19 protein-coding genes are annotated in these 19,150 nt (G+C 40.5%); 12 read left to right on the top strand and 7 right to left on the bottom strand.

Annotated elements, in window-relative coordinates:
* The first annotated feature begins 7 nt into the window (after window positions 1–7).
* The 3 genes from DVB69_RS11335 to DVB69_RS11325 all read left to right on the top strand — a co-directional run bounded on the left by DVB69_RS11335 (window position 8) and on the right by DVB69_RS11325 (window position 3,911).
* Window positions 8–1,324: a sensor histidine kinase gene (locus DVB69_RS11335; protein WP_116019205.1), complete on the top strand. Its 1,317-nt coding sequence runs from the start codon at window positions 8–10 to the stop codon at window positions 1,322–1,324.
* Between the two features lie 22 nt (window positions 1,325–1,346).
* Complete coding sequence (locus tag DVB69_RS11330) at window positions 1,347–2,084, top strand: LytR/AlgR family response regulator transcription factor (protein ID WP_116019204.1); 738 nt, start codon at window positions 1,347–1,349, stop codon at window positions 2,082–2,084.
* Window positions 2,085–2,315: 231 nt separating this feature from the next.
* Window positions 2,316–3,911 carry an acyl-CoA synthetase gene (locus tag DVB69_RS11325; protein WP_116019203.1) on the top strand — a complete coding sequence of 532 codons (1,596 nt, stop codon included), beginning with the start codon at window positions 2,316–2,318 and terminating at the stop codon, window positions 3,909–3,911.
* Window positions 3,912–3,931: 20 nt separating this feature from the next.
* Here DVB69_RS11325 and DVB69_RS17815 read toward each other — a convergent pair whose 3' ends face one another.
* Window positions 3,932–4,273, bottom strand: coding sequence for a CHY zinc finger protein (locus DVB69_RS17815; RefSeq protein ID WP_116019202.1), 342 nt, complete (start codon window positions 4,271–4,273; stop codon window positions 3,932–3,934).
* Window positions 4,274–4,415: 142 nt separating this feature from the next.
* Between DVB69_RS17815 and DVB69_RS11315 the strand changes: the two genes are divergently transcribed.
* Both DVB69_RS11315 and DVB69_RS11310 read left to right on the top strand, forming a co-directional pair.
* Window positions 4,416–4,838 (top strand): DUF948 domain-containing protein, encoded by a 423-nt coding sequence (locus DVB69_RS11315; RefSeq protein WP_116019201.1) that lies wholly within the window; start codon window positions 4,416–4,418, stop codon window positions 4,836–4,838.
* A gap of 13 nt (window positions 4,839–4,851) precedes the next feature.
* Window positions 4,852–5,403 carry a DUF948 domain-containing protein gene (locus DVB69_RS11310; RefSeq protein WP_116019200.1) on the top strand — a complete coding sequence of 184 codons (552 nt, stop codon included), beginning with the start codon at window positions 4,852–4,854 and terminating at the stop codon, window positions 5,401–5,403.
* Between the two features lie 214 nt (window positions 5,404–5,617).
* Here the strand turns inward: DVB69_RS11310 and DVB69_RS11305 are convergent, their stop codons facing one another.
* The 3 genes from DVB69_RS11305 to DVB69_RS11295 form a co-directional block, all read right to left on the bottom strand.
* A complete protein-coding gene (locus DVB69_RS11305) occupies window positions 5,618–6,064 on the bottom strand; it encodes a DUF948 domain-containing protein (RefSeq protein WP_116019199.1) in 447 nt (148 codons plus the stop codon).
* Between the two features lie 16 nt (window positions 6,065–6,080).
* Window positions 6,081–6,602, bottom strand: a complete 522-nt coding sequence (locus tag DVB69_RS11300) for a DUF948 domain-containing protein (RefSeq protein ID WP_116019198.1) — start codon at window positions 6,600–6,602, stop codon at window positions 6,081–6,083.
* Window positions 6,603–6,701: 99 nt separating this feature from the next.
* The gene (locus tag DVB69_RS11295) at window positions 6,702–7,046 is read right to left on the bottom strand and encodes a DUF3899 domain-containing protein (protein ID WP_158541079.1); all 345 of its coding nucleotides are present in this window, start codon (window positions 7,044–7,046) and stop codon (window positions 6,702–6,704) included.
* A 243-nt stretch (window positions 7,047–7,289) separates the two neighbouring features.
* Between DVB69_RS11295 and DVB69_RS11290 the strand changes: the two genes are divergently transcribed.
* The 5 genes from DVB69_RS11290 to DVB69_RS11270 all read left to right on the top strand — a co-directional run bounded on the left by DVB69_RS11290 (window position 7,290) and on the right by DVB69_RS11270 (window position 13,145).
* Window positions 7,290–9,011, top strand: coding sequence for a peptide ABC transporter substrate-binding protein (locus tag DVB69_RS11290; RefSeq protein ID WP_116019196.1), 1,722 nt, complete (start codon window positions 7,290–7,292; stop codon window positions 9,009–9,011).
* 161 nt (window positions 9,012–9,172) lie between these two features.
* Window positions 9,173–10,105: an oligopeptide ABC transporter permease gene (gene opp3b, locus DVB69_RS11285; protein WP_116019195.1), complete on the top strand. Its 933-nt coding sequence runs from the start codon at window positions 9,173–9,175 to the stop codon at window positions 10,103–10,105.
* Window positions 10,105–11,124 carry an oligopeptide ABC transporter permease gene (gene opp3C, locus DVB69_RS11280; protein WP_116019194.1) on the top strand — a complete coding sequence of 340 codons (1,020 nt, stop codon included), beginning with the start codon at window positions 10,105–10,107 and terminating at the stop codon, window positions 11,122–11,124. The genes opp3b and opp3C overlap by 1 nt, the downstream gene beginning before the upstream one ends.
* A 15-nt stretch (window positions 11,125–11,139) precedes the next feature.
* Entirely contained in the window at window positions 11,140–12,201 is a 1,062-nt protein-coding gene (locus DVB69_RS11275; RefSeq protein WP_116019193.1) for an ABC transporter ATP-binding protein, read from the top strand.
* Window positions 12,201–13,145: an ABC transporter ATP-binding protein gene (locus DVB69_RS11270; protein WP_116019192.1), complete on the top strand. Its 945-nt coding sequence runs from the start codon at window positions 12,201–12,203 to the stop codon at window positions 13,143–13,145. Before DVB69_RS11275 ends, DVB69_RS11270 begins: the two co-directional genes overlap by 1 nt.
* Window positions 13,146–13,213: 68 nt before the next feature.
* Here DVB69_RS11270 and glnA (DVB69_RS11265) read toward each other — a convergent pair whose 3' ends face one another.
* Window positions 13,214–14,548 (bottom strand): type I glutamate--ammonia ligase, encoded by a 1,335-nt coding sequence (glnA, locus tag DVB69_RS11265; RefSeq protein WP_116019286.1) that lies wholly within the window; start codon window positions 14,546–14,548, stop codon window positions 13,214–13,216.
* A gap of 211 nt (window positions 14,549–14,759) precedes the next feature.
* On the opposite strand from glnA (DVB69_RS11265), the gene cax reads away from it, so the two are divergent.
* Window positions 14,760–15,809 carry a calcium/proton exchanger gene (cax, locus tag DVB69_RS11260; RefSeq protein ID WP_199562853.1) on the top strand — a complete coding sequence of 350 codons (1,050 nt, stop codon included), beginning with the start codon at window positions 14,760–14,762 and terminating at the stop codon, window positions 15,807–15,809.
* Window positions 15,810–15,900: 91 nt separating this feature from the next.
* On the opposite strand, the gene glnA (DVB69_RS11255) is transcribed toward cax, so the two are convergent.
* Together glnA (DVB69_RS11255) and msrA are read right to left on the bottom strand one after the other, a co-directional pair.
* On the bottom strand, window positions 15,901–17,241 hold the full coding sequence (gene glnA / locus DVB69_RS11255; protein WP_116019190.1) for a type I glutamate--ammonia ligase: 1,341 nt from the start codon (window positions 17,239–17,241) through the stop codon (window positions 15,901–15,903).
* A 196-nt stretch (window positions 17,242–17,437) separates the two neighbouring features.
* Window positions 17,438–17,971 carry a peptide-methionine (S)-S-oxide reductase MsrA gene (msrA, locus tag DVB69_RS11250; RefSeq protein ID WP_116019189.1) on the bottom strand — a complete coding sequence of 178 codons (534 nt, stop codon included), beginning with the start codon at window positions 17,969–17,971 and terminating at the stop codon, window positions 17,438–17,440.
* 157 nt (window positions 17,972–18,128) lie between these two features.
* Between msrA and DVB69_RS11245 the strand changes: the two genes are divergently transcribed.
* Window positions 18,129–19,079, top strand: a complete 951-nt coding sequence (locus DVB69_RS11245; protein WP_116019188.1) for an LCP family protein — start codon at window positions 18,129–18,131, stop codon at window positions 19,077–19,079.
* Window positions 19,080–19,150 lie beyond the last annotated feature (71 nt).

Here is a 19,150-nt window from a genome sequence, read left to right as displayed (position 1 = left end):
TGAATACATGAGTATTCTTTCTGGAATTTTTTTAAGTATTACAGTTTTTGCAGGGCTTTTTCTAGGTCAATCTGCGGTAGGAATTCATCCGTTAAAATCTATAGTAAAAGTACTCCTCTCGGTAATAGCCGCAGTTACAGTTTTCGAAGTACTCCAATTTTTGACCAGGTGGGAGCTTGACCCAGGTATCGTATATATCGTGTTGCTACCTGCTTTCATTTGGTTCGTTCGCATGCCGATCCTCCAAGCAATTTTTACGATTTTGTTTGGGTGGACCTACCAAATTGCGATTGTCTATGTAACCCAACGAAATCTTTTTGAGTTAGCAATTTCACAAGCTAAATTAGACGCAGATTCCTTCATCATGATTATGATGGAGCTGTTTATACTCATGAATAATTTACTAATCATTTTATGGGTCTCGCGTTTAAAACCGATTTTGCTTCCAGGTGAGGTGTTTAAAGAATCTGGATCGCTAGATCAACCAAAATTCAGGCATCGTTCCACATTATTAGTTAGTGCAATTTTGCTTATTGTAATGGGCATATTTTTTCAATATACGTACTATGACCGTGAAATTTTCACTCCAGCGTATCGACTTTTCATCACAGGTTGGTCATTGGTGCTCCTAGCGATTTTAGTGTATTATTTGAAAACTTCACTTCGGCAAAAACTAGCACAAGAAAAATTCTATCTAGATCAGCAATATCAGAAAGATATGCTCTCATTCTTTACAGTAATCCGTTCGCAGCGTCATGATTTTAATTTTCACTTAACTTCTATTTATGGATTATTGAAAAAGAACCAGCATGATGAGGCCAGTGCGTATATTGGCCAAGTCGTACAACAAGTTCAAGATGTGAACGAATTGCTCCCGCTTTCTCATCCTGCAATGAGTGCACTACTAAATACGCAAAGTGAACTAGCTAAGCAAAAGGGAATTGAGATACACTATTCGATATTTGATGATTTACGTGGAATTCCTGTTTCAGTGTATGATGTCAATAAGATTCTTGGGAATCTCATTCAAAATGCAATAGAAGAACTTGAATTGTTACCACTTGTAGAACGTAAAATGCATGTAGAAATTACAAAAGAAAAACGGCATTACGTGATTCGTGTGAGTAATCGGACGACGGCTGACGAACACAGAGTCATGAGCATGTTCCAATCCGGCTTTTCAACGAAAAGTTCTCACGAAGGGATTGGTCTCGCAAGCGTCCAAAAAATCGTATCTGCGAACTTTGGGGTGATTTACCCTGAATTGAGTGAAGAGGGCTTGACCATTCATGTAAGGATACCGGAAAATACAGAAGATTACTGAGACGGTACAGGGGGAAGTTAGTATGCAAATTCGAACAATGATTGTAGATGATGACCAGCAAGCAATTGATTTATTAACAGCTGATCTTGCTTCTTTTCCTTTCATCTCTTTGATTAATACTGTAAATAGCGGTAAATCAGCATTGGATTTTTTGAGAACTGAAAAAATTGATTTATTATTTCTAGATATTGAAATTGGGGATATTACTGGGCTGGAATTAGCTGGGCATATTCAGTCTGTATACCCACACATTAAAATTATTTTTGTGACGGGTCATGCTGGATTCGCACTCGATGGTTATGACTATAGGCCACTCGATTTTCTAATTAAACCCATCAATTTTTTCCGAATGGAGAAAACAATGACTGCAGTTCAAACGATTTTTCAAGAACCGCAGAAATCCACTATCCCAGATCATAAAATCGGTATGAAGGTTTCGGGTGGGATACGTATCGTAAATGTATCGGATATTTTATATATCGAAAAAAGTGGACGTAAAATATCAATTGTCACATCGAATGATTCGTTTATCTCTGGTGGTTCCATGAAAGAAATCGAAATGATGTTTGATGGATATGGGTTCTATCGAGCGCACCAGTCGTTCATAGTCCCATTACATCATATAATTTCTGTACAGTCGGATTCCACAGCTCGTTCGTATACCATAGAGCTTTCAAATGGACAAAAAATTCCTCTAAGCCGAAACAAATATAGTGAACTCCAAACGTTACTGGAAGCAGAGGGAATTCAAATTGTTTAAGAAAGAACATTGCCACAATGTCTATTTACTTTGTATAGTGACGAACTGTCAATTCTAGAACATAGATGAAAAAAGTGCGTTTCATCAGAAACTATAGAAATACACTAAATGGAGTTCAAGGGTGACTAAAACAAGAGGAGCAGATGACTGTTAAAAGCATCTGCTCCTCTTGTTTTTAATAGTTATCTGAATTATCATTATAATGAGCACCTATAGTTGAGGAGGATGTTAATGACTAATCAATTCATTGTAGAAGGACTTATCGATCATTTACAATCTGTGCGGAGAAATACGTTAGGTGATTTGCTACTTCGAACGAGTAGACGTTTCCCGAAAAAGAGTGCACTGGTGTTTAAAAATCAAAGTCTCACATACGAAGAGTTGGATGCTTTAGTGAATCGGACTGCTAATGGACTTTTATCAAATGGAATTAAAAAAGGTGATTTTGTCACAGTCTTGTCTAGAAACAGTTTAGATTTTGTCGTCCTCAACTTTGCGTTAGCCCGCATAGGTTCAATTATGGTGCCAATCAATTATATGTTAACACAAGATGAGATTAGTTATATTATCGGACATGCTCGGATTCATGCAGTTTTTGCTTCTGTTGAATTCATAGCGTTAATGGAACAATCATTGGTTCAACATAACGTGGAACAAAAGATAGTCATCGGACAAAATGATGAAAATGCTCCTGAACATTGGGTGTCAATTAACAGAATTCGAAAGGAACATTCTTCAGTAGCTCCTGAAATTCAAATCGAAGATGATGATGTTGCTCAAGTGCTGTATACAAGTGGAACTGAATCGAGACCTAAGGGAGTGATGCTCAGTCACAAAAGCCTGATTAGTGAATATGTCAGTTGTATAGTAGATGGGAAAATGAGTGCTGATGATATTGTCATTCATGCACTTCCCTTATACCATAGCGCTCAATTGCACGTTTTCCTTGGGCCAAGTGTTTACTTGGGGTCCACTGGAGTCATTTTGGAATTCCCAACACCTGAGAAAATATTAACAACAATTGAGGAAGAGCATGCAACGTTACTGTTCTGTCCTCCTACCGTATGGATAGCACTTCTTCGTCATGAAGACTTCGATAAAAGGGATTTGTCATCATTAAAAAAATGCTATTATGGCGCTGCTATAATGCCGATGGAAATTTTGAAAGAATTGAAAACACGGTTACCCGGTGCATCTCTCTGGAATTTTTATGGTCAAACAGAAGTTGCGCCGTTAGCTACAGCGTTGCAACCTGAAGATCAGCTGAGAAAGCTCGGGTCAGCTGGATTACCGAGTTTGAACGTACAAACAAGGATTGTAAATGATCAAGATGAGGAAGTTCCTCGGGGAGAACTGGGGGAGATTGTCCATAGAACCCCACATGCCATGAAAGGATATTTACATGATGCAGAAAAAACCGCTGAAGCTTTTCGTGGAGGATGGTTCCATAGTGGTGATTTAGGAGTCATGGATGAAGAAGGTTATGTAACCATCGTGGATCGGAAAAAAGATATGATCAACACGGGCGGAGTGAACGTTTCCAGTAGGGAAGTGGAAGAAGTCATTTATGAAATGGAAGGCGTTTCAGAAGTAGCGGTCATTAGCATTCCCGATTCTTATTGGATTGAAGCGGTGACTGCAATAATTGTTCCAAAAGCAGGGGTAGTATTGCAAAAAGAGGAGGTCATTGAATTCTGTAAAAAACGAATGTCGTCCTTTAAAACCCCTAAGTATGTAGAATTCACAGATGAGCTACCTAAGAACCCAAGTGGAAAAGTATTGAAACGTTCGTTACGAACAGATTATACGAATAGAATCAGTAAATAAATGCACTTCCTGCCTGCTGACTAGGAGCCTATATCTGTTTCAAAGTATAAATGTGCATGTAAATTACATCCTGGATTAAATTCACTGTGACAGTTGGGACAGGTGGATTGGCAAGTTAAATACTGTGAAATAGTCAATTCATGTCCGCAACTGCCACAAAGTATGGCTTTTTCATCGAAGTAATTATTTGGCCATATTTTTGGCTGACCGCATCCACATTCTGTATGACATTTGTAACATGGGAAATACTGATGACAGCAATAGAATTTAATCGCGATCCGATCGATTTCTTTATGATAATGAGCGCATCTGGTCTCGGTATCCACTTGAATACCGAAAACAAGTCTACCATGAATGTTCATTAATCTTTCAACTCCTTCTTATTTATTGTGAAGTGACATGTGAATGTAGACGAAAAACGTGAATTTAAGTGAGTTCAAGTCATTATGATGCATACTACAACATGTTTTGTGGTATACACAAGTAGGAAGGAGGGATTGCTGAATGACATTTGTCCATATTGGCGTATTTTTAATCGCCGTATCGTTCGCGATCTTCGCAATTTATTTATGCATTGTACTTACAAGAATTTCAGGATTGCTGACGAAAGTCGGAAGTACTACGAAACGAATGGCAGACAAAACGGACGTCTCCATTAAAGAATTAGAGTTGACAATTGTTGAGGCGAGAACTTCAGCAACTGATGTACAAATGAAATTAGATGCTTTGAACAGCGTAGTAGAAACTGCGAAAAACATTGGAGATACTGCGTACAAAGCTTCAGAAAGTGTACATGGACTAGTCGAAACGTATGCGAAGCAACCGGATTTACCGGGAACTAAACCCTTTGTTGGGCTTATACAGCTTGCAGAGTTTACTTCAAGCCTTTTTTCTACATGGAAAAAAGCTGAAAACATAACAAAATGATGGAGGGATGAAAATGAGTTTAACCGGAATTGGAGTTCTCTTAATAGGCGTCGCCTTTCTCATTCTTGCGATTTACATAGCGCGTGTGTTGAATGGAGTAGCAGGCACACTTGGCGGAGTGAACAAAACTCTAGATCAACTTCCAGACCAACTCGATGGAGTTCTGGGAGAAACAGGACAATTAATCCGTCATTCTAATGATACATTGTCGGATGTGAATGAGAAGTTAGGGAATCTAACACCGATGTTTGAAGTAGTGGGTGATGTCGGAAATACAACGCGCAACTTAACCGCAACACTTCATAACATAACAGATGCAGGGAAACGTAAAGTTGACGGTTTGGACGAGGGAACTCGTAACAAATCCATTGGTGGTTTATATGGAACAGCAGCTTTAGGATATTTTGCAATACGGAAGAGCAAAGCGATGAAGAAGTCATCAAGTTATCTCCGTCCAGGAACAATGTTAAGTGAGGGCCAGCACCGCGCGAATGATATTCAGCGGATGAAAGCAGAAGCGGCAGCTGCTGCGAAGTCTGGTAAGTATGTAAAGAACGACTTATAAAGTGATGAAAAACGCTGGTAGTTGCCAGCGTTTTTGTTTGGAGAAATATAAAAAAATAACTTTCTTGTGACTTCAGAAAGTATGGGATGTTCAATTTGCATATACAGCTTCTTAAACTGAACATAGTCATATGGGCATTTAAGATGAAGTATATCTTCGAATCCATTATGAAAGCAAATAAAAAAGCCGGTGCATGAATGCACCGGCTCAAAACTTATTTCTTTAGAAGCTCAGCTTCTGCCTTCACTTCTTTTTTGTTTTGTTGAAGATAGAAGAGGAATGATAAGAAACCATAGAGACCTTGATACTTTTCGCGGCGTGTTAAGTTTGCTGCATTCCCAGTATTGTTTTTCAGTGTATTCGTTTTACTCAATGCACTTTGTGTAAGAGATCTTGCAGCTTCTCCAGTATCTCCAACGATCTTGAAAAGGGGAGTAATTTCGTTTACTTGCTGATTTACGTTTCCAATCGTTTCATTACTCGTATTCAATATGAGCTGTGCTTGCCCGGTTACGTCATCCATAACATTAGGTAACTTTTCAGTAGTCTGTTTCAAGTTCTCCATTACGTCTCCAAGGTTCTTCAGAGGCTTAATCAGAATCACGACTAAAACTGCAAAGGCGATTCCGATGACCAATACACCAATACCCATCCAATCCATCTACATCACCTCTTCGTTAGTTTTTTTGCTTTGGTTCCGGTAATCTCTTTTGAGGAGAAGGGAGTAAATCCATTCTCTCTGTGTGCGGTTTGTCCTGTCTTGCTGAATAAGATGCATTCGTTTGTTTTGATTTTTCCCGTTTCGCCCTGAAATAGATACTAGCAGCGATTCCGGTAATGGTATTCGCTTTCTGCATCAAGTCTTTGTACTTTGGATCAGGATTACTAATTTGTTCTGACAGTGATTGAAACGACTTATTTATATGTACCGTTGAATCGTCCAATTTTTCAGCTGTCTTTGAAACGCTATTCAATGATTGCATTTTACGTTCTACATCACCTGTAATGCGGTTTGTATTTGCAAGTAGTTCGTTTGCTTGATCGGTAATGCCGTTTAACTTTCCTTGCATACTTGTTAACGTTTCTGACACTTCATTCATCGTCGCTTTAGCGCTTTTTAAAGTAATGATCACGAATATTGCGATGAGAAGAAGTGATAGTGCCGCAATCGCTGCACTTACATACAAAAGTATTTCCATTCCACAACCCACTCCATTCTGACTGTCGTCTGCTACTTAGTCCACTTACCTAGTTGTACCACTATTCCATTGTGCATAAACACTTCAGGACATGCAAGTTCAACTATAGAAGAAAGCCATTGCGATGAACATCGTAATGAACATTGGAATACCTGTAATGAAAAATATTCTCGGGCTTATGGAAAATACTTCTGAAGGGGAGCGCATGGACTCCAAATCTTCTTTAGTATGCTTAAAGGACAATACTTTTCTCATGCTACTATTGAAAAAATCAAATGAGCCGGTTCGGAATATGTAGATAATTCCTCCTAGAAAGAGTAAAAGCCCTCCCAAGTAAAATGAATTATTAATATACGCTAACAATGATATCCCGTCATTTAAAGCTATGGATAGAATAAAAATAATAAGTTGACCAAATAAAAACAACAGCGTGATTTTTTTCAAATTTCTAACCTCTTTTTCTATATCCTAGTTATATTCACTATGTATAATACAATACTATTACAGTTTTAACAAAGAAAATACGCCAAGAAACCGCTTAACGACACAATTTAGCGGCAATTCACATTCGTCAATTGGTTATGGCTAGTAAAATTTCTTTTCAAAAACACTTTGACTTAAGAGAATTTAATTGTATAATGAAATAGTGTTAATTCTTCAGACAATTATAAAAAAGGGGGCTATAACTTGAAGAACACGAAATGGTTGTTACTAATGGCAATGACATTAGTACTAAGTATCTTCCTTGCTGCTTGTGGCGGTTCGGATGATAAAAAAGAAGATACAACTAAAGAAGACGGCAAGGATGGAAATGCAACTGAAACACCTAAAAAAGAAGACGGTGAGCCAGATGCTGAGCAGATCTTGAACTTAGCTGAATCTGCTGCAATTCCTTCAGTTGACTCTGCAATCGTTGAAGATGCAGTAGGATTTAACGTATTGAATAACGTAAACGAAGGTCTTTACCGTTTAGATGAAGAAAATGCTGCTATTCCAGCAATGGCATCTGAAGAAGCAACGGAAAGTGATGATGGACTTACTTATACGTTCAAACTTCGCGATGCAAAATGGTCGGATGGATCACCTGTAACTGCTGAAGATTTCGTATTTGCTTGGCAGCGTGCAATTGACCCTGCAACTGGATCACCTTACGGACCATTCATGATGTCTGGTACTGTTAAGAACGCTACAGCAATTAGTGAAGGTAAAATGGATAAGAAAGAACTTGGAATCGTAGCGAAAGACGAAAAGACTTTGGAAGTAACGCTTGAGCGTCCAGTTCCATATTTCCTTTCATTGATGTCTTTCGGAACATTCTACCCACAAAAAGAAGCATTCGTAACTGAAAAAGGCGATGCATATGCTACAAACTCTGATAGCCTTCTTTACAACGGACCATTCACACTTACTGACTGGGATGGAACTGGCGGAAGCTGGGTTTACAAGAAGAACGACGAGTATTGGGATGCAGAGAACGTAAAGCTTACACAAATCAATGTAAACGTTGTTCAGGATTCAGCAACTGCTGTTAAACTTTACAAAGATGGAAAGCTTGACCGCGCTGGAGTATCTGGCGACTTGGCAATGCAGTACTCTACAGATGAAGAAGCTGTACTACAGCCTGAAACATCAGTATTCTACTTCAAGTTCAACCAAGAAAAAGGCGGTAAAGAAACACCTCTTGCTAACGAAAACATTCGTAAAGCAATTGCGAAATCATTCCAAAAAGAAGACCTTGCTGACGTTGTTCTTGCTAACGGATCACTTCCAGCAAACTTCCTAGTACCAAAAGATTTCGCTTATGATGAAGATGGTAAGGATTTCCGAGATATTAGTGGAGATCACTTAGAGTACGATGCTGAAGAAGCAAAAGATCTATGGGCTACTGGACTAAAAGAACTTGGTGTTGATTCACTTGAGCTTGAAATCTTAGGTGGAGATACTGATCTTTCTAAAAAGATGGACGAGTACTTCCAGTCACAGCTTGAAACTAATCTTGAAGGTTTGACTATCAAACTTAAAGAAGTACCATTCGCAGTTCGCCTTGAGCTTGACGGTAACCAAGACTATGACATTCAAGTTTCTGGTTGGGGCCCTGACTTCCAAGACCCAATTTCATTCCTTGACTTGTTCGTTACTGATGGAACAAACAACTTAATGTCTTATTCTAACAAAGAATATGACCAATTGATTGCTGATTCAAAAGGAGATCTTGCTTTGAAGCCAGCAGAGCGTTATGAAGCATTTGCAAAAGCTGAAAAAATCCTTCTTGATGAAGATGCAGCGATTGCACCGATTTATCAGCGTGGATTGATTTTCCTTGAAAAACCATACTTCAAAGGTTTAGTAAGTCACCCATTCGGTGCTGACTATAGCTTCAAGTGGGCTTATATTTCAGGTAAAGAGTAAGCGTTAGACAGCTGAATAACGGGAGTATATGGTGGTTTGTCGCCATATACTCTCTTTTTAATAATAGCGAGTTTTGTGAATGTTTTGTAAGTGCTTTCATTTTGAAAAAAAACCAGCTCATTGGTTTAACATATATCAGTACATAGATCTGGAGGTGCACCATGGTTAAATATGTCGGAAAACGAATTATCTATATGTTCATAACAATGTTTTTAATTGCGACTGCAACATTTTTCTTAATGCAAACATTACCGGGTTCGCCAATTTCGTCTTACAACAAATTGAATGATAACCAAAAAGCAATTGTTGAGAAGAAGTACGGAATTGATAAGCCAAAACCCGTCCAATATGCAATTTATATGAAGAACTTAGCAAAAGGTGACTTAGGGACATCATTTGCATTCAAAGGGAAAAGCGTAAATGATCTCCTTGCTTCACGTATAAAACCTTCCTTTATACTTGGTGCCCAGGCGATGGTTTTCGGAACGATAATCGGGATATTGCTCGGTATGATTGCTGCATTAAAACAAAATACCTTCTGGGATTATGGAAGTACGTTCTTTGCGATATTAGGAATCTCGATTCCTTCATTTGTATTTGCGACGCTGCTACAATATTTTGTTGCTTCACAATGGCACCTTCTACCGGTTGGACTATGGAATGACGGTTGGAAATCGAGTATTCTTCCATCGATCGCATTGGCAATGGGACCTCTTGCATTGTCTGCACGTTTCATCCGTACAGAAATGATTGAGGTTATGGGATCTGATTACATTACTCTTGCGAAAGCAAAAGGTGCAAACGGATTTGAAATCGCATTTAAACACGCATTCCGAAATGCATTGATTCCATTGATTACTGTTTTAGGACCGGTTGCAGCAGGACTGGTTACAGGTTCACTCGTAGTTGAGCAAATATTCGCGATCCCTGGAATCGGAGAGCAGTTTGTATCTTCAATTATGGTGAATGACTTCGCAACAATTATGGGTACAACATTATTCTTCTCAGCATTCCTAATTGTTGTTATTTTCATCGTGGATATTTTATATGGAGTCATTGATCCTCGTATCCGCTTGTCTGGAGGGAAAGCATAATGAAAAAAGACATCGAAAAGCTGCCTCAAGACCAATTTGAACGGATTGAAATCGACAGCTCACATGCGGAACGTATCGAGAAACCGAGTTTAAGTTTCTGGCAAGATGCTTGGTTGCGTCTTCGGAAAAACAAAGCGGCGATTGTTAGTATGGTAGTACTTGTTTTACTAGTAATTATGGCGTTAGTCGGACCACATTTGAACGGCCATGACGGTGCAGCTCAAAACTTAAGACACGCTAATCTCCCACCTAAAATGCCTGGGATTGAAAAACTAGGGATTATGGATGGTGTAGGTAATTTAAGCGGTGAAAAAGTTGATTTGTACGCAATGAAAAAAGTGGATGAGTACTATTGGTTCGGGACAGACGGTTTAGGCCGTGACCTATTTACGCGTCTTTGGGAAGGTACTCAAATTTCACTGCTAATTGCATTTGTTGCAGCTCTAATTGACTTAGTGATCGGCGTTTTATACGGCGGAATTTCCGGATACTTTGGCGGTCGTACAGATGATGTTATGCAGCGTATCGTAGAAATTCTGATTGGTATACCAACACTTATAGTAGTCATACTCATGATCATGGTGATGGAACCAGGGATAGGGGCAATCATCATTGCCATCTCAATTACAGGATGGATTGGAATGTCGCGTATCGTCCGTGCACAAATTTTGAAATACAAAAACCAAGAATTTGTGTTAGCAGCTCGTACGCTCGGAACAAATGACTCTAGAATAATTGGTAAACACTTAATGCCAAATGTTTTGGGCATTATTGTCATTAACACAATGTTTACTATTCCAAATGCGATTTTCTTCGAAGCATTTCTAAGTTTCATTGGAATCGGGTTGCAGCCCCCAGCGGCATCACTAGGTACACTTATTAATGACGGATTTAAGGTTATGGAATTCCAACCTTACGTATTGTTATTCCCATGTATTGTTATTAGTGTCTTAATGATTGCCTTCAACTTAATTGGTGATGGTTTACGTGATGCACTCGATCCGAAAATGAAAGACTGATAGGAGGAAAGCGAAATGAGTAAAATATTACAAGTTAAAGATTTAGAGCTTTCCTTCCATACGTTTGCTGGTGAAGTGAAAGCGATTCGTGGAGTGAATTTCGACTTAAATAAAGGAGAAACACTTGCGATTGTTGGTGAGTCGGGATCGGGTAAGTCGGTTACGACAAAATCCATTATGCGTTTGCTACCCGAATCAAGTTCTGAATTTAAAAACGGAGAAATTCTCTTTGATGGCAAAGATTTGACGAAATTGCCAGAAAGAGAGATGCAAAAAATTCGTGGTAAAGATATTTCGATGATCTTCCAGGATCCAATGACTTCATTGAATCCAACGATGACGATAGGTAAACAAATTATGGAGCCGATTTTAAAACACCAAAAAGTGAGCAAAGCGAAAGCGCGTAAAGTGGCGATTGAACTGCTGAATATGGTCGGGATTCCTAATGCAGAAAACCGTTACAAAATGTATCCTCACCAATTTTCAGGAGGGCAGCGTCAGCGTATTGTTATTGCAACTGCGCTAGCGTGTAATCCACAGATTCTAATTGCGGATGAGCCAACTACTGCATTGGACGTTACGATTCAAGCTCAAATTTTAGAGCTGATGAAAGATATCCAAAAGAAAATTGATACGTCAATTATCTTCATTACACACGATTTGGGCGTAGTTGCAAACGTAGCAGACCGTGTTGCTGTTATGTACGGCGGCATGATTGTTGAAATCGGTACGGTCGATGAGATTTTCTATAATCCACAACATCCTTATACATGGGGGCTATTGAGTTCGATGCCTTCTATGGATGTCAATGAAGAGAAGTTATATGCTATCCCAGGAACACCTCCTGATCTGCTGAATCCTCCTAAGGGGGATGCATTTGCTCTTCGCAGTGAGTATGCCCTGAAGATTGATATGGAACAGCCACCGCCATTTTTCCGAGTGAGCGATACGCATTATGCCGCAACTTGGTTGTTGCATCCGCAAGCACCTCAGGTGGAACCGCCATCAGGAATTATTGAGCGTATGCGTACTTTCCCAGGCAGCAGATACTATGAAGCAACAGGAGGGCGTGCGTAATGTCTGATGTTTTATTAGAAGTTAAGAATCTAAAACAATATTTCAATGAAGGCAAGCCGTCCGAAGTCCGTGCGATTGACGACATCAGCTTCTCTATTAATCGCGGTGAAACATTTGGTCTTGTTGGAGAATCCGGTTGCGGAAAATCTACGACAGGTCGGACAATAATCCGTCTTTATGATGCAACAGATGGAGAAGTACTCTTTAATGGAATAAACGTTCAGGACAAGAAATCAAAAGCGGGAAACAAGGACTTCAACCGAAAAATGCAGATGATTTTCCAGGATCCTTATGCGTCATTGAATCCTCGAATGAAAGTTATGGATATTATTGCTGAAGGTATCGATAATAACGGTCTTGCGAAATCTAAAAAAGAGCGTAAAGAAAAAGTGATTTCCTTGCTTGAAACTGTTGGACTGAATCGCGAGCACGCGGAACGGTATCCGCACGAGTTCTCCGGCGGTCAGCGTCAGAGAATCGGGATTGCACGTGCACTCGCAGTGGATCCTGAATTCATCATCGCAGATGAGCCGATTTCCGCTTTGGATGTATCCATTCAGGCTCAAGTCGTTAACTTGCTTAAAGACTTGCAAGAAGAACGCGGACTGACGTATTTGTTCATCGCACACGATTTGTCGATGGTAAAATATATTTCTGACCGTATTGGTGTTATGTACTTTGGGAAACTCGTTGAAATGGCTCCTGCGGATGAGTTATATCGCAATCCGATGCACGCGTATACGAAGTCATTGCTTTCAGCGATACCACTTCCTGATCCAATCTACGAGCGTTCTCGCGTACGTACTCCTTACAATCCTAAAGATCATAACTATGGATCTGATGAGCATGTTGAGTTCCGTGAAATCGCACCTGAACATTTCGTTCTTTGTTCCGATAAGGAATTTGAAGAAATGAAAAAGAATCATGTTCCAAAAGAATCCTAATTTAAAAAGCCGGACACTCTGATAATTTCAGAGTGTCCGGCTTTTTGTATGCCATGCTATATTTGCGATTAGTACATCTTCATATAGCGTTCGATTTCCCATGCATGGACCGTAATCCGGTAGCTATCCCATTCCCTTTGCTTCGCTTCTTTGTAATTGGCGTAAATGTGACTACCTAATGCTTCTTGAATGATTGTATCTTCTCCAAGTGCTAACAATGCATGATCGAGGTCAGTCGGCAGTGTGACGATGCCTTCGTTTTCAAGTTCCATAGCATTCATTTCATAGATGTTACGATCACAAGGGTGACCCGGATCGAGATCACGTTGTATTCCATCCAGTCCAGACTTAAGAATCGCTGCCAGTGCTAGATAAGGATTGGCCACAGAATCGACAGAGCGTACTTCGATTCGTGTACTCAGGCCACGTGATGCCGGAATACGGATGAGCGGGCTACGGTTTTGTGCTGACCATGCAATGTAGCAAGGTGCTTCATATCCAGGGACTAAACGTTTGTAGGAGTTGACCGTTGGGTTCGTAATCGCAGTAAACCCTTCAACATGATCCAGCACGCCTGCCATGAACTGATACGCGGTCTTACTTAGCTTGCGCTCACCGTTTTCATCAAAGAATGCGTTGTCACCATCTTTGAACAAAGAAATATTACAGTGCATGCCTGACCCATTTACTCCAAAGATCGGTTTTGGCATGAACGTCGCATGCAAACCGTGTTTCCGAGCGATTGTCTTCACTACGAGTTTGAATGTCTGGATATTGTCACAAGCTGTTAACGCATCTGCATATTTAAAATCGATTTCGTGCTGACCAGGAGCTGCTTCGTGATGAGAAGCTTCCACTTCGAAACCGAGTGCTTCCAATTCAAGGACAATGTCCCGTCTGCAGTTTTCACCGAGATCGAGTGGAGCGAAGTCGAAATAATCTCCATGGTCGTTTAATTCCATGGTAGGTTCACCGTTACTATCTAATTTAAATAGGAAAAATTCAGGTTCAGGCCCTAAGTTGAAGTCCGTGAATCCCATGTCTTCCATTTCAGCTAAAATTCGTTTTAAGTTTCCTCTAGGGTCCCCAGGGAAAGGTTCTCCGTTCGCAAGGGACACGTCACAAATAAGACGCGCTACTTTCCCTGTGCCAGACGGCCAAGGAAAGACCATCCATGTATTTAAATCAGGAATTAGATACATATCCGATTCTTCAATTCTTACAAAGCCTTCGATGGATGAACCGTCAAACATCATTTTATTATCGAGCGCTTTTTCAAGCTGGCTGATAGGAATTTCAACGTTCTTGATCATTCCGAGAATATCTGTAAATTGCAAACGGATGAAATTTACATTATCCTCTATCACATATTTTCGAATGTCGTCTTTTGTTGTATTCCTCATCTGGCCACTTCCTTTTTCAAAATTAGTCATTATCATAGTTGCATAATAATTTTTTATAATACGCATATTCAACTCCATTTACAAGAATTTTTTTCAATTTAATTGAAATGATTCGTTTAAAAGTAAATGGAGGGGTTTGTTCATGCGATCAGTAGGGAATTAAAGGATAGGTTGAAATACTCTAATTTGTTCTTTAAAAGGGAGGATTATTATGAATCGTATTTTTTCAATCGTAGTTTTTATAGGCGTTCCAGTTGTTGCGCTGGGTGCTTTCTTAAATTGGTCAGATATTTTAATGTTTGTATTGAGCTGTGTAACGATTATTGGGTTATCTGGTTTCATCGGGCGAGCTACGGAAAGTCTAGCGATTGTGAGTGGACCACGAATCGGGGGTCTGCTGAACGCAACGTTTGGAAATGCAGTTGAACTGATTATTTCTATTTTTACGTTAAAAGCTGGTCTCATCGGAATTGTTCTTGCATCACTGACAGGGTCAGTTTTGGGGAATTTACTTCTCGTGCTCGGCCTGTCTTTCTTTGCAGGGGGTCTGAAGTTCAAGAAACAAAACTTCAGTCTCCAGGATTCTCGTTATAACTCTGGATTACTGATTTTTGCAGTTGTTGTCGCATTCGTTATTCCAGAAGTATTTTCGATGACAATGGACACTGACACAACGTTTCACTTAAGTATCGGAGTTGCAATAATCTTGATTGCCATCTATTTGTCTGGTCTGTTTTTCAAGTTGGTGACCCATCGAGGTGTTTTTGCTTCAGGTGATGAAACCGTAGAAGAAGAGATCCCGGAGTGGACGAAAGGGAAGTCTATGCTGGTCTTGTTGCTAAGTACAGTAGCCGTTGCATTTGTTTCAGAGCGTCTGGTTCATACGTTTGAAACGCTTGGAGAGCAATTTGGATGGTCGGAATTATTTATCGGGGTTATTATCGTAGCGATTGTCGGGAATGCTGCTGAGCACGTTTCTGCGATTACAATGGCCTTGAAAAATCGTATGAACGTAGCTGTAGAAATCGCAGTCGGTTCCACACTGCAAGTGGCGATGTTTGTCGCACCTGCATTAGTTCTTATTTCAATTTTAATGCCAGAACAAATGCCGCTTATCTTTACGATTCCAGAACTGGTCGCGATGGTGACTGCGGCACTTCTTGTCATCAGTTTATCCAACGACGGGGAATCGAATTGGTTTGAAGGACTCATTCTGTTCGCAGCTTACATCATCATGGGAATTGGATTCTTTCTATTGTAATGGAATTGAAGCTCAACTTCCCGTGAATAAACCCCGCACTCTGCAATGGAGTGCGGGGTTTATTATCTATCATGACACAACAATCAAGTCTTCAGTACATTCTTCGATACTGTTCAATTTCCCACGGATGGACGGTGATGCGATAGCTATCCCATTCTTTTTGCTTCACTTTTCTGAAGTTGGTATAGATATGGGTACCCAACGCCTCTTGCATCACTGGGTCTTTGTCTAAAGCAATCAACGCGTGGTCTAAGTCTGTTGGCAATGTTTCGATTCCTAATTCGTTGAGTTCATGTGCCTTCATTTCATAAATATTGCAATCACACGGCTCTCCAGGATCGAGTTTCTGTTCGATGCCACTTAACCCGGCTTTTAAAATAGCGGATAATGCCAAGTAGGGATTCGCAACTGAATCGACAGAGCGGACCTCGATTCGTGTGCTCAATCCGCGGGAAGCTGGAATTCGGATTGCCGGGCTTCTATTTTGCGCAGACCATGCAACATAGCAAGGGGCTTCGAAACCAGGAACGAGTCTTTTGTAAGAATTGACGGTAGGGTTGGTGATCGATGTGAATCCTCTAACATGCTTAAGTACACCTGCCATGAACTGATATGCAGTTTCACTAAGCTTTCGTTCTCCATGTTCATCGTAAAACGCATTTTCTCCGTCTTTGAATAACGAGATATTACAATGCATACCAGATCCATTGACTCCAAAGATTGGTTTTGGCATGAAGGTGGCGTGGAAGCCGTGTTCTCGTGCTATTGTCTTCACTACTAGTTTAAACGTTTGGATATTGTCACAAGCTCTTAAAGCGTCTGCATACTTGAAATCGATTTCGTGCTGACCCGGTGCTGACTCATGGTGGGAAGCTTCGACCTCAAATCCGAGCTCTTCCAGCTGCAAGACGATATCCCTTCTGCAATTTTCACCGAGATCAAGCGGAGCGAAGTCGAAGTAATCACCTTGGTCATTCAAGTGCATCGTTGGTTCTCCATGACGATCCAATTTAAATAAGAAAAATTCAGGTTCAGGTCCTAAGTTGAAGTCTGTAAAGCCCATGCGTTCCATCTCTTTAAGGATGCGTTTTAAATTCCCACGCGGGTCACCAGGAAAGGGAGCTCCGTCCGCTTGAGCGACATCACAGATGAGGCGAGCTACTTTACCCGCACCAGAAGGCCATGGGAAGACCATCCACGTATCTAAATCAGGAATTAAGTACATATCCGATTCTTCAATACTAGTGAATCCTTCGATAGAAGAGCCGTCGAACATCATTTTGTTGTCGAGGGCTTTATCGAGCTGGGTAACAGGTATTTCTACGCTCTTGATCATTCCGAGAATGTCAGTAATTTGGAGTCGGATGAAATTCACATTCTCGTCTTTAGCAAATTTCCGAATATCATCTTTTGTCATCTTACTCTTACTCATCAAGGCACGTCCTTTTTCAATAGTTTTTATTGTCTCATTTGAATGATAACTTATAATTATACATATGGTGACAAGCTATTTCAAGGATTCGACTTTTTTCACTAGATTATTAGGGTTTCGTTTCACTTTGGCATTATTGGTTATAATAAGAGAAAGGTCTCGATATCGATTTTTAAGGAATAGAAAAAAGACCACATTATTTGTGGTCTTCCCAGTTCGCTTGAATGAATTCGTCTCGACCTGATTGGACACGGTCTGCTTCATAGGCTTCTTTTTCTTTTTTATAAAAGTCTTGGTGGTAGTCTTCAGCGACATAGAACGTTTCAGCTGGACGGATTACCGTTACAATCGGTTTTGTGAAGCGACCGCTTTCTGCAAGCTCGTTCTTTGAGTGCTCCGCAGCAAGACGTTGCGATTCGTTTGTATAGAATATGGCAGTCGTATAGGAGTGACCACGATCCTGGAATTGTCCTCCTGCATCCGTAGGGTCGATTTGTGGCCAATAGAGTGCCAATAGGTCAACATATGAATAAAGTGCAGGGTCGAACGTGATTTCCACAACTTCCAAATGTCCTGAATTGCCTTCCTTCACTTGTTCGTATGTCGGGTGTTCAATCGTCCCACCCATATAACCGGAGACAACACTGTGAATCCCGTCCCATTCAGTAAATGGCTTGACCATACACCAAAAACATCCGCCAGCAAAAACTGCTTTTTCAAGTTGTCCCATTATGTCTACCTTCTTTCTATTCAGTCCGTTCTTACATCTTAGTCGTTCACTCTTTTAGTGTCCAGTGTTCAAGCATGATATAATAGAGTTCCACTATGCAACCAACGACTTACGAGAACGTCCTGTTTTGTGACTTCACTATTGGGGGAATACAATAATGTCAGAACACTATGAAGGCCCGGTGCCGAAACGACGGCGACGACGTAGATTGCGAAAAGGCAGAGTACTCGTCACTCTTTTTTTAGTCGGGTTTGTCGGAATAGGACTTTTTTCATCATACCAATATATGGCGGGCAAACGAATCGCCTCTAAAAATGCTATAGAGCCAGGGAACTTTGAAGGTGATTTGCTCGATCCTTCAACCTCATCTGTCGAAAACTATTTGTTACTCGGCGTCGATGATGACGGCAGTGGGAGATCCCGTACAGATACTATGATGGTCCTTTCGTGGGACAAGCAAGAAAAAACAATGAAACTTGTGTCGTTTATGCGTGATATTTATGCGGATATTCCTGGATACAAATCATACAAACTCAATACAGCCTATTATTTAGGTGGTGTCCAAAGTGCAAAGGACACAATCACGGGCATGTTCAACATTCCTATACACCATTATGCGATCGTAGACTTTGATAACTTTGAAACCATCGCAAACACTGCCTTTCCAGATGGAGTAGAAATGAATGTAAAGAAAGCAATGTCTGAGAAGATTGGTGTCACTCTGATGCCAGGAGTCCAGCAGTTAAATGGAAAAGAGTTATTGGGTTATGCTCGATTCCGTGCGGACGCTGAAGGTGATTTTGGACGGGTTCGCCGTCAACAGGAAGTTTTGTCCGCTGTTAAAAAGCAAGCGGTGACACCAAGCATGCTAGTTCGCGCGCCAAAAATTGCAGGTGTGATTTCTCAAACTGTGGAAACGGATTTGACATCTAAAGAAGAACTTTCTCGTCTGACGAACTTGTTAGTGAAGGGTGGAGCTGATATTGAGACTCTTACGGTTCCTGTAAAAGGTTCCTATTCGTTTGCCGACTACTCACATGCGGGATCGGTCATTGAAGTGAATCTGGAGCAGAACCAAGAGGCGATTCGTTCATTCATCGCAAACTGATAAAATAACATCTTTTGAAGGAGTGGGGGATTTGGCAGGTAAGAGGGAAGTGCATGAGAATCATGAGCAGG

The sequence above is a fragment of the Sporosarcina sp. BI001-red genome, from assembly GCF_003384035.1.
Taxonomy (GTDB): Bacteria; Bacillota; Bacilli; order Bacillales_A; family Planococcaceae; genus Sporosarcina.
This window is presented reverse-complemented; position numbering and strand designations above follow the sequence as displayed.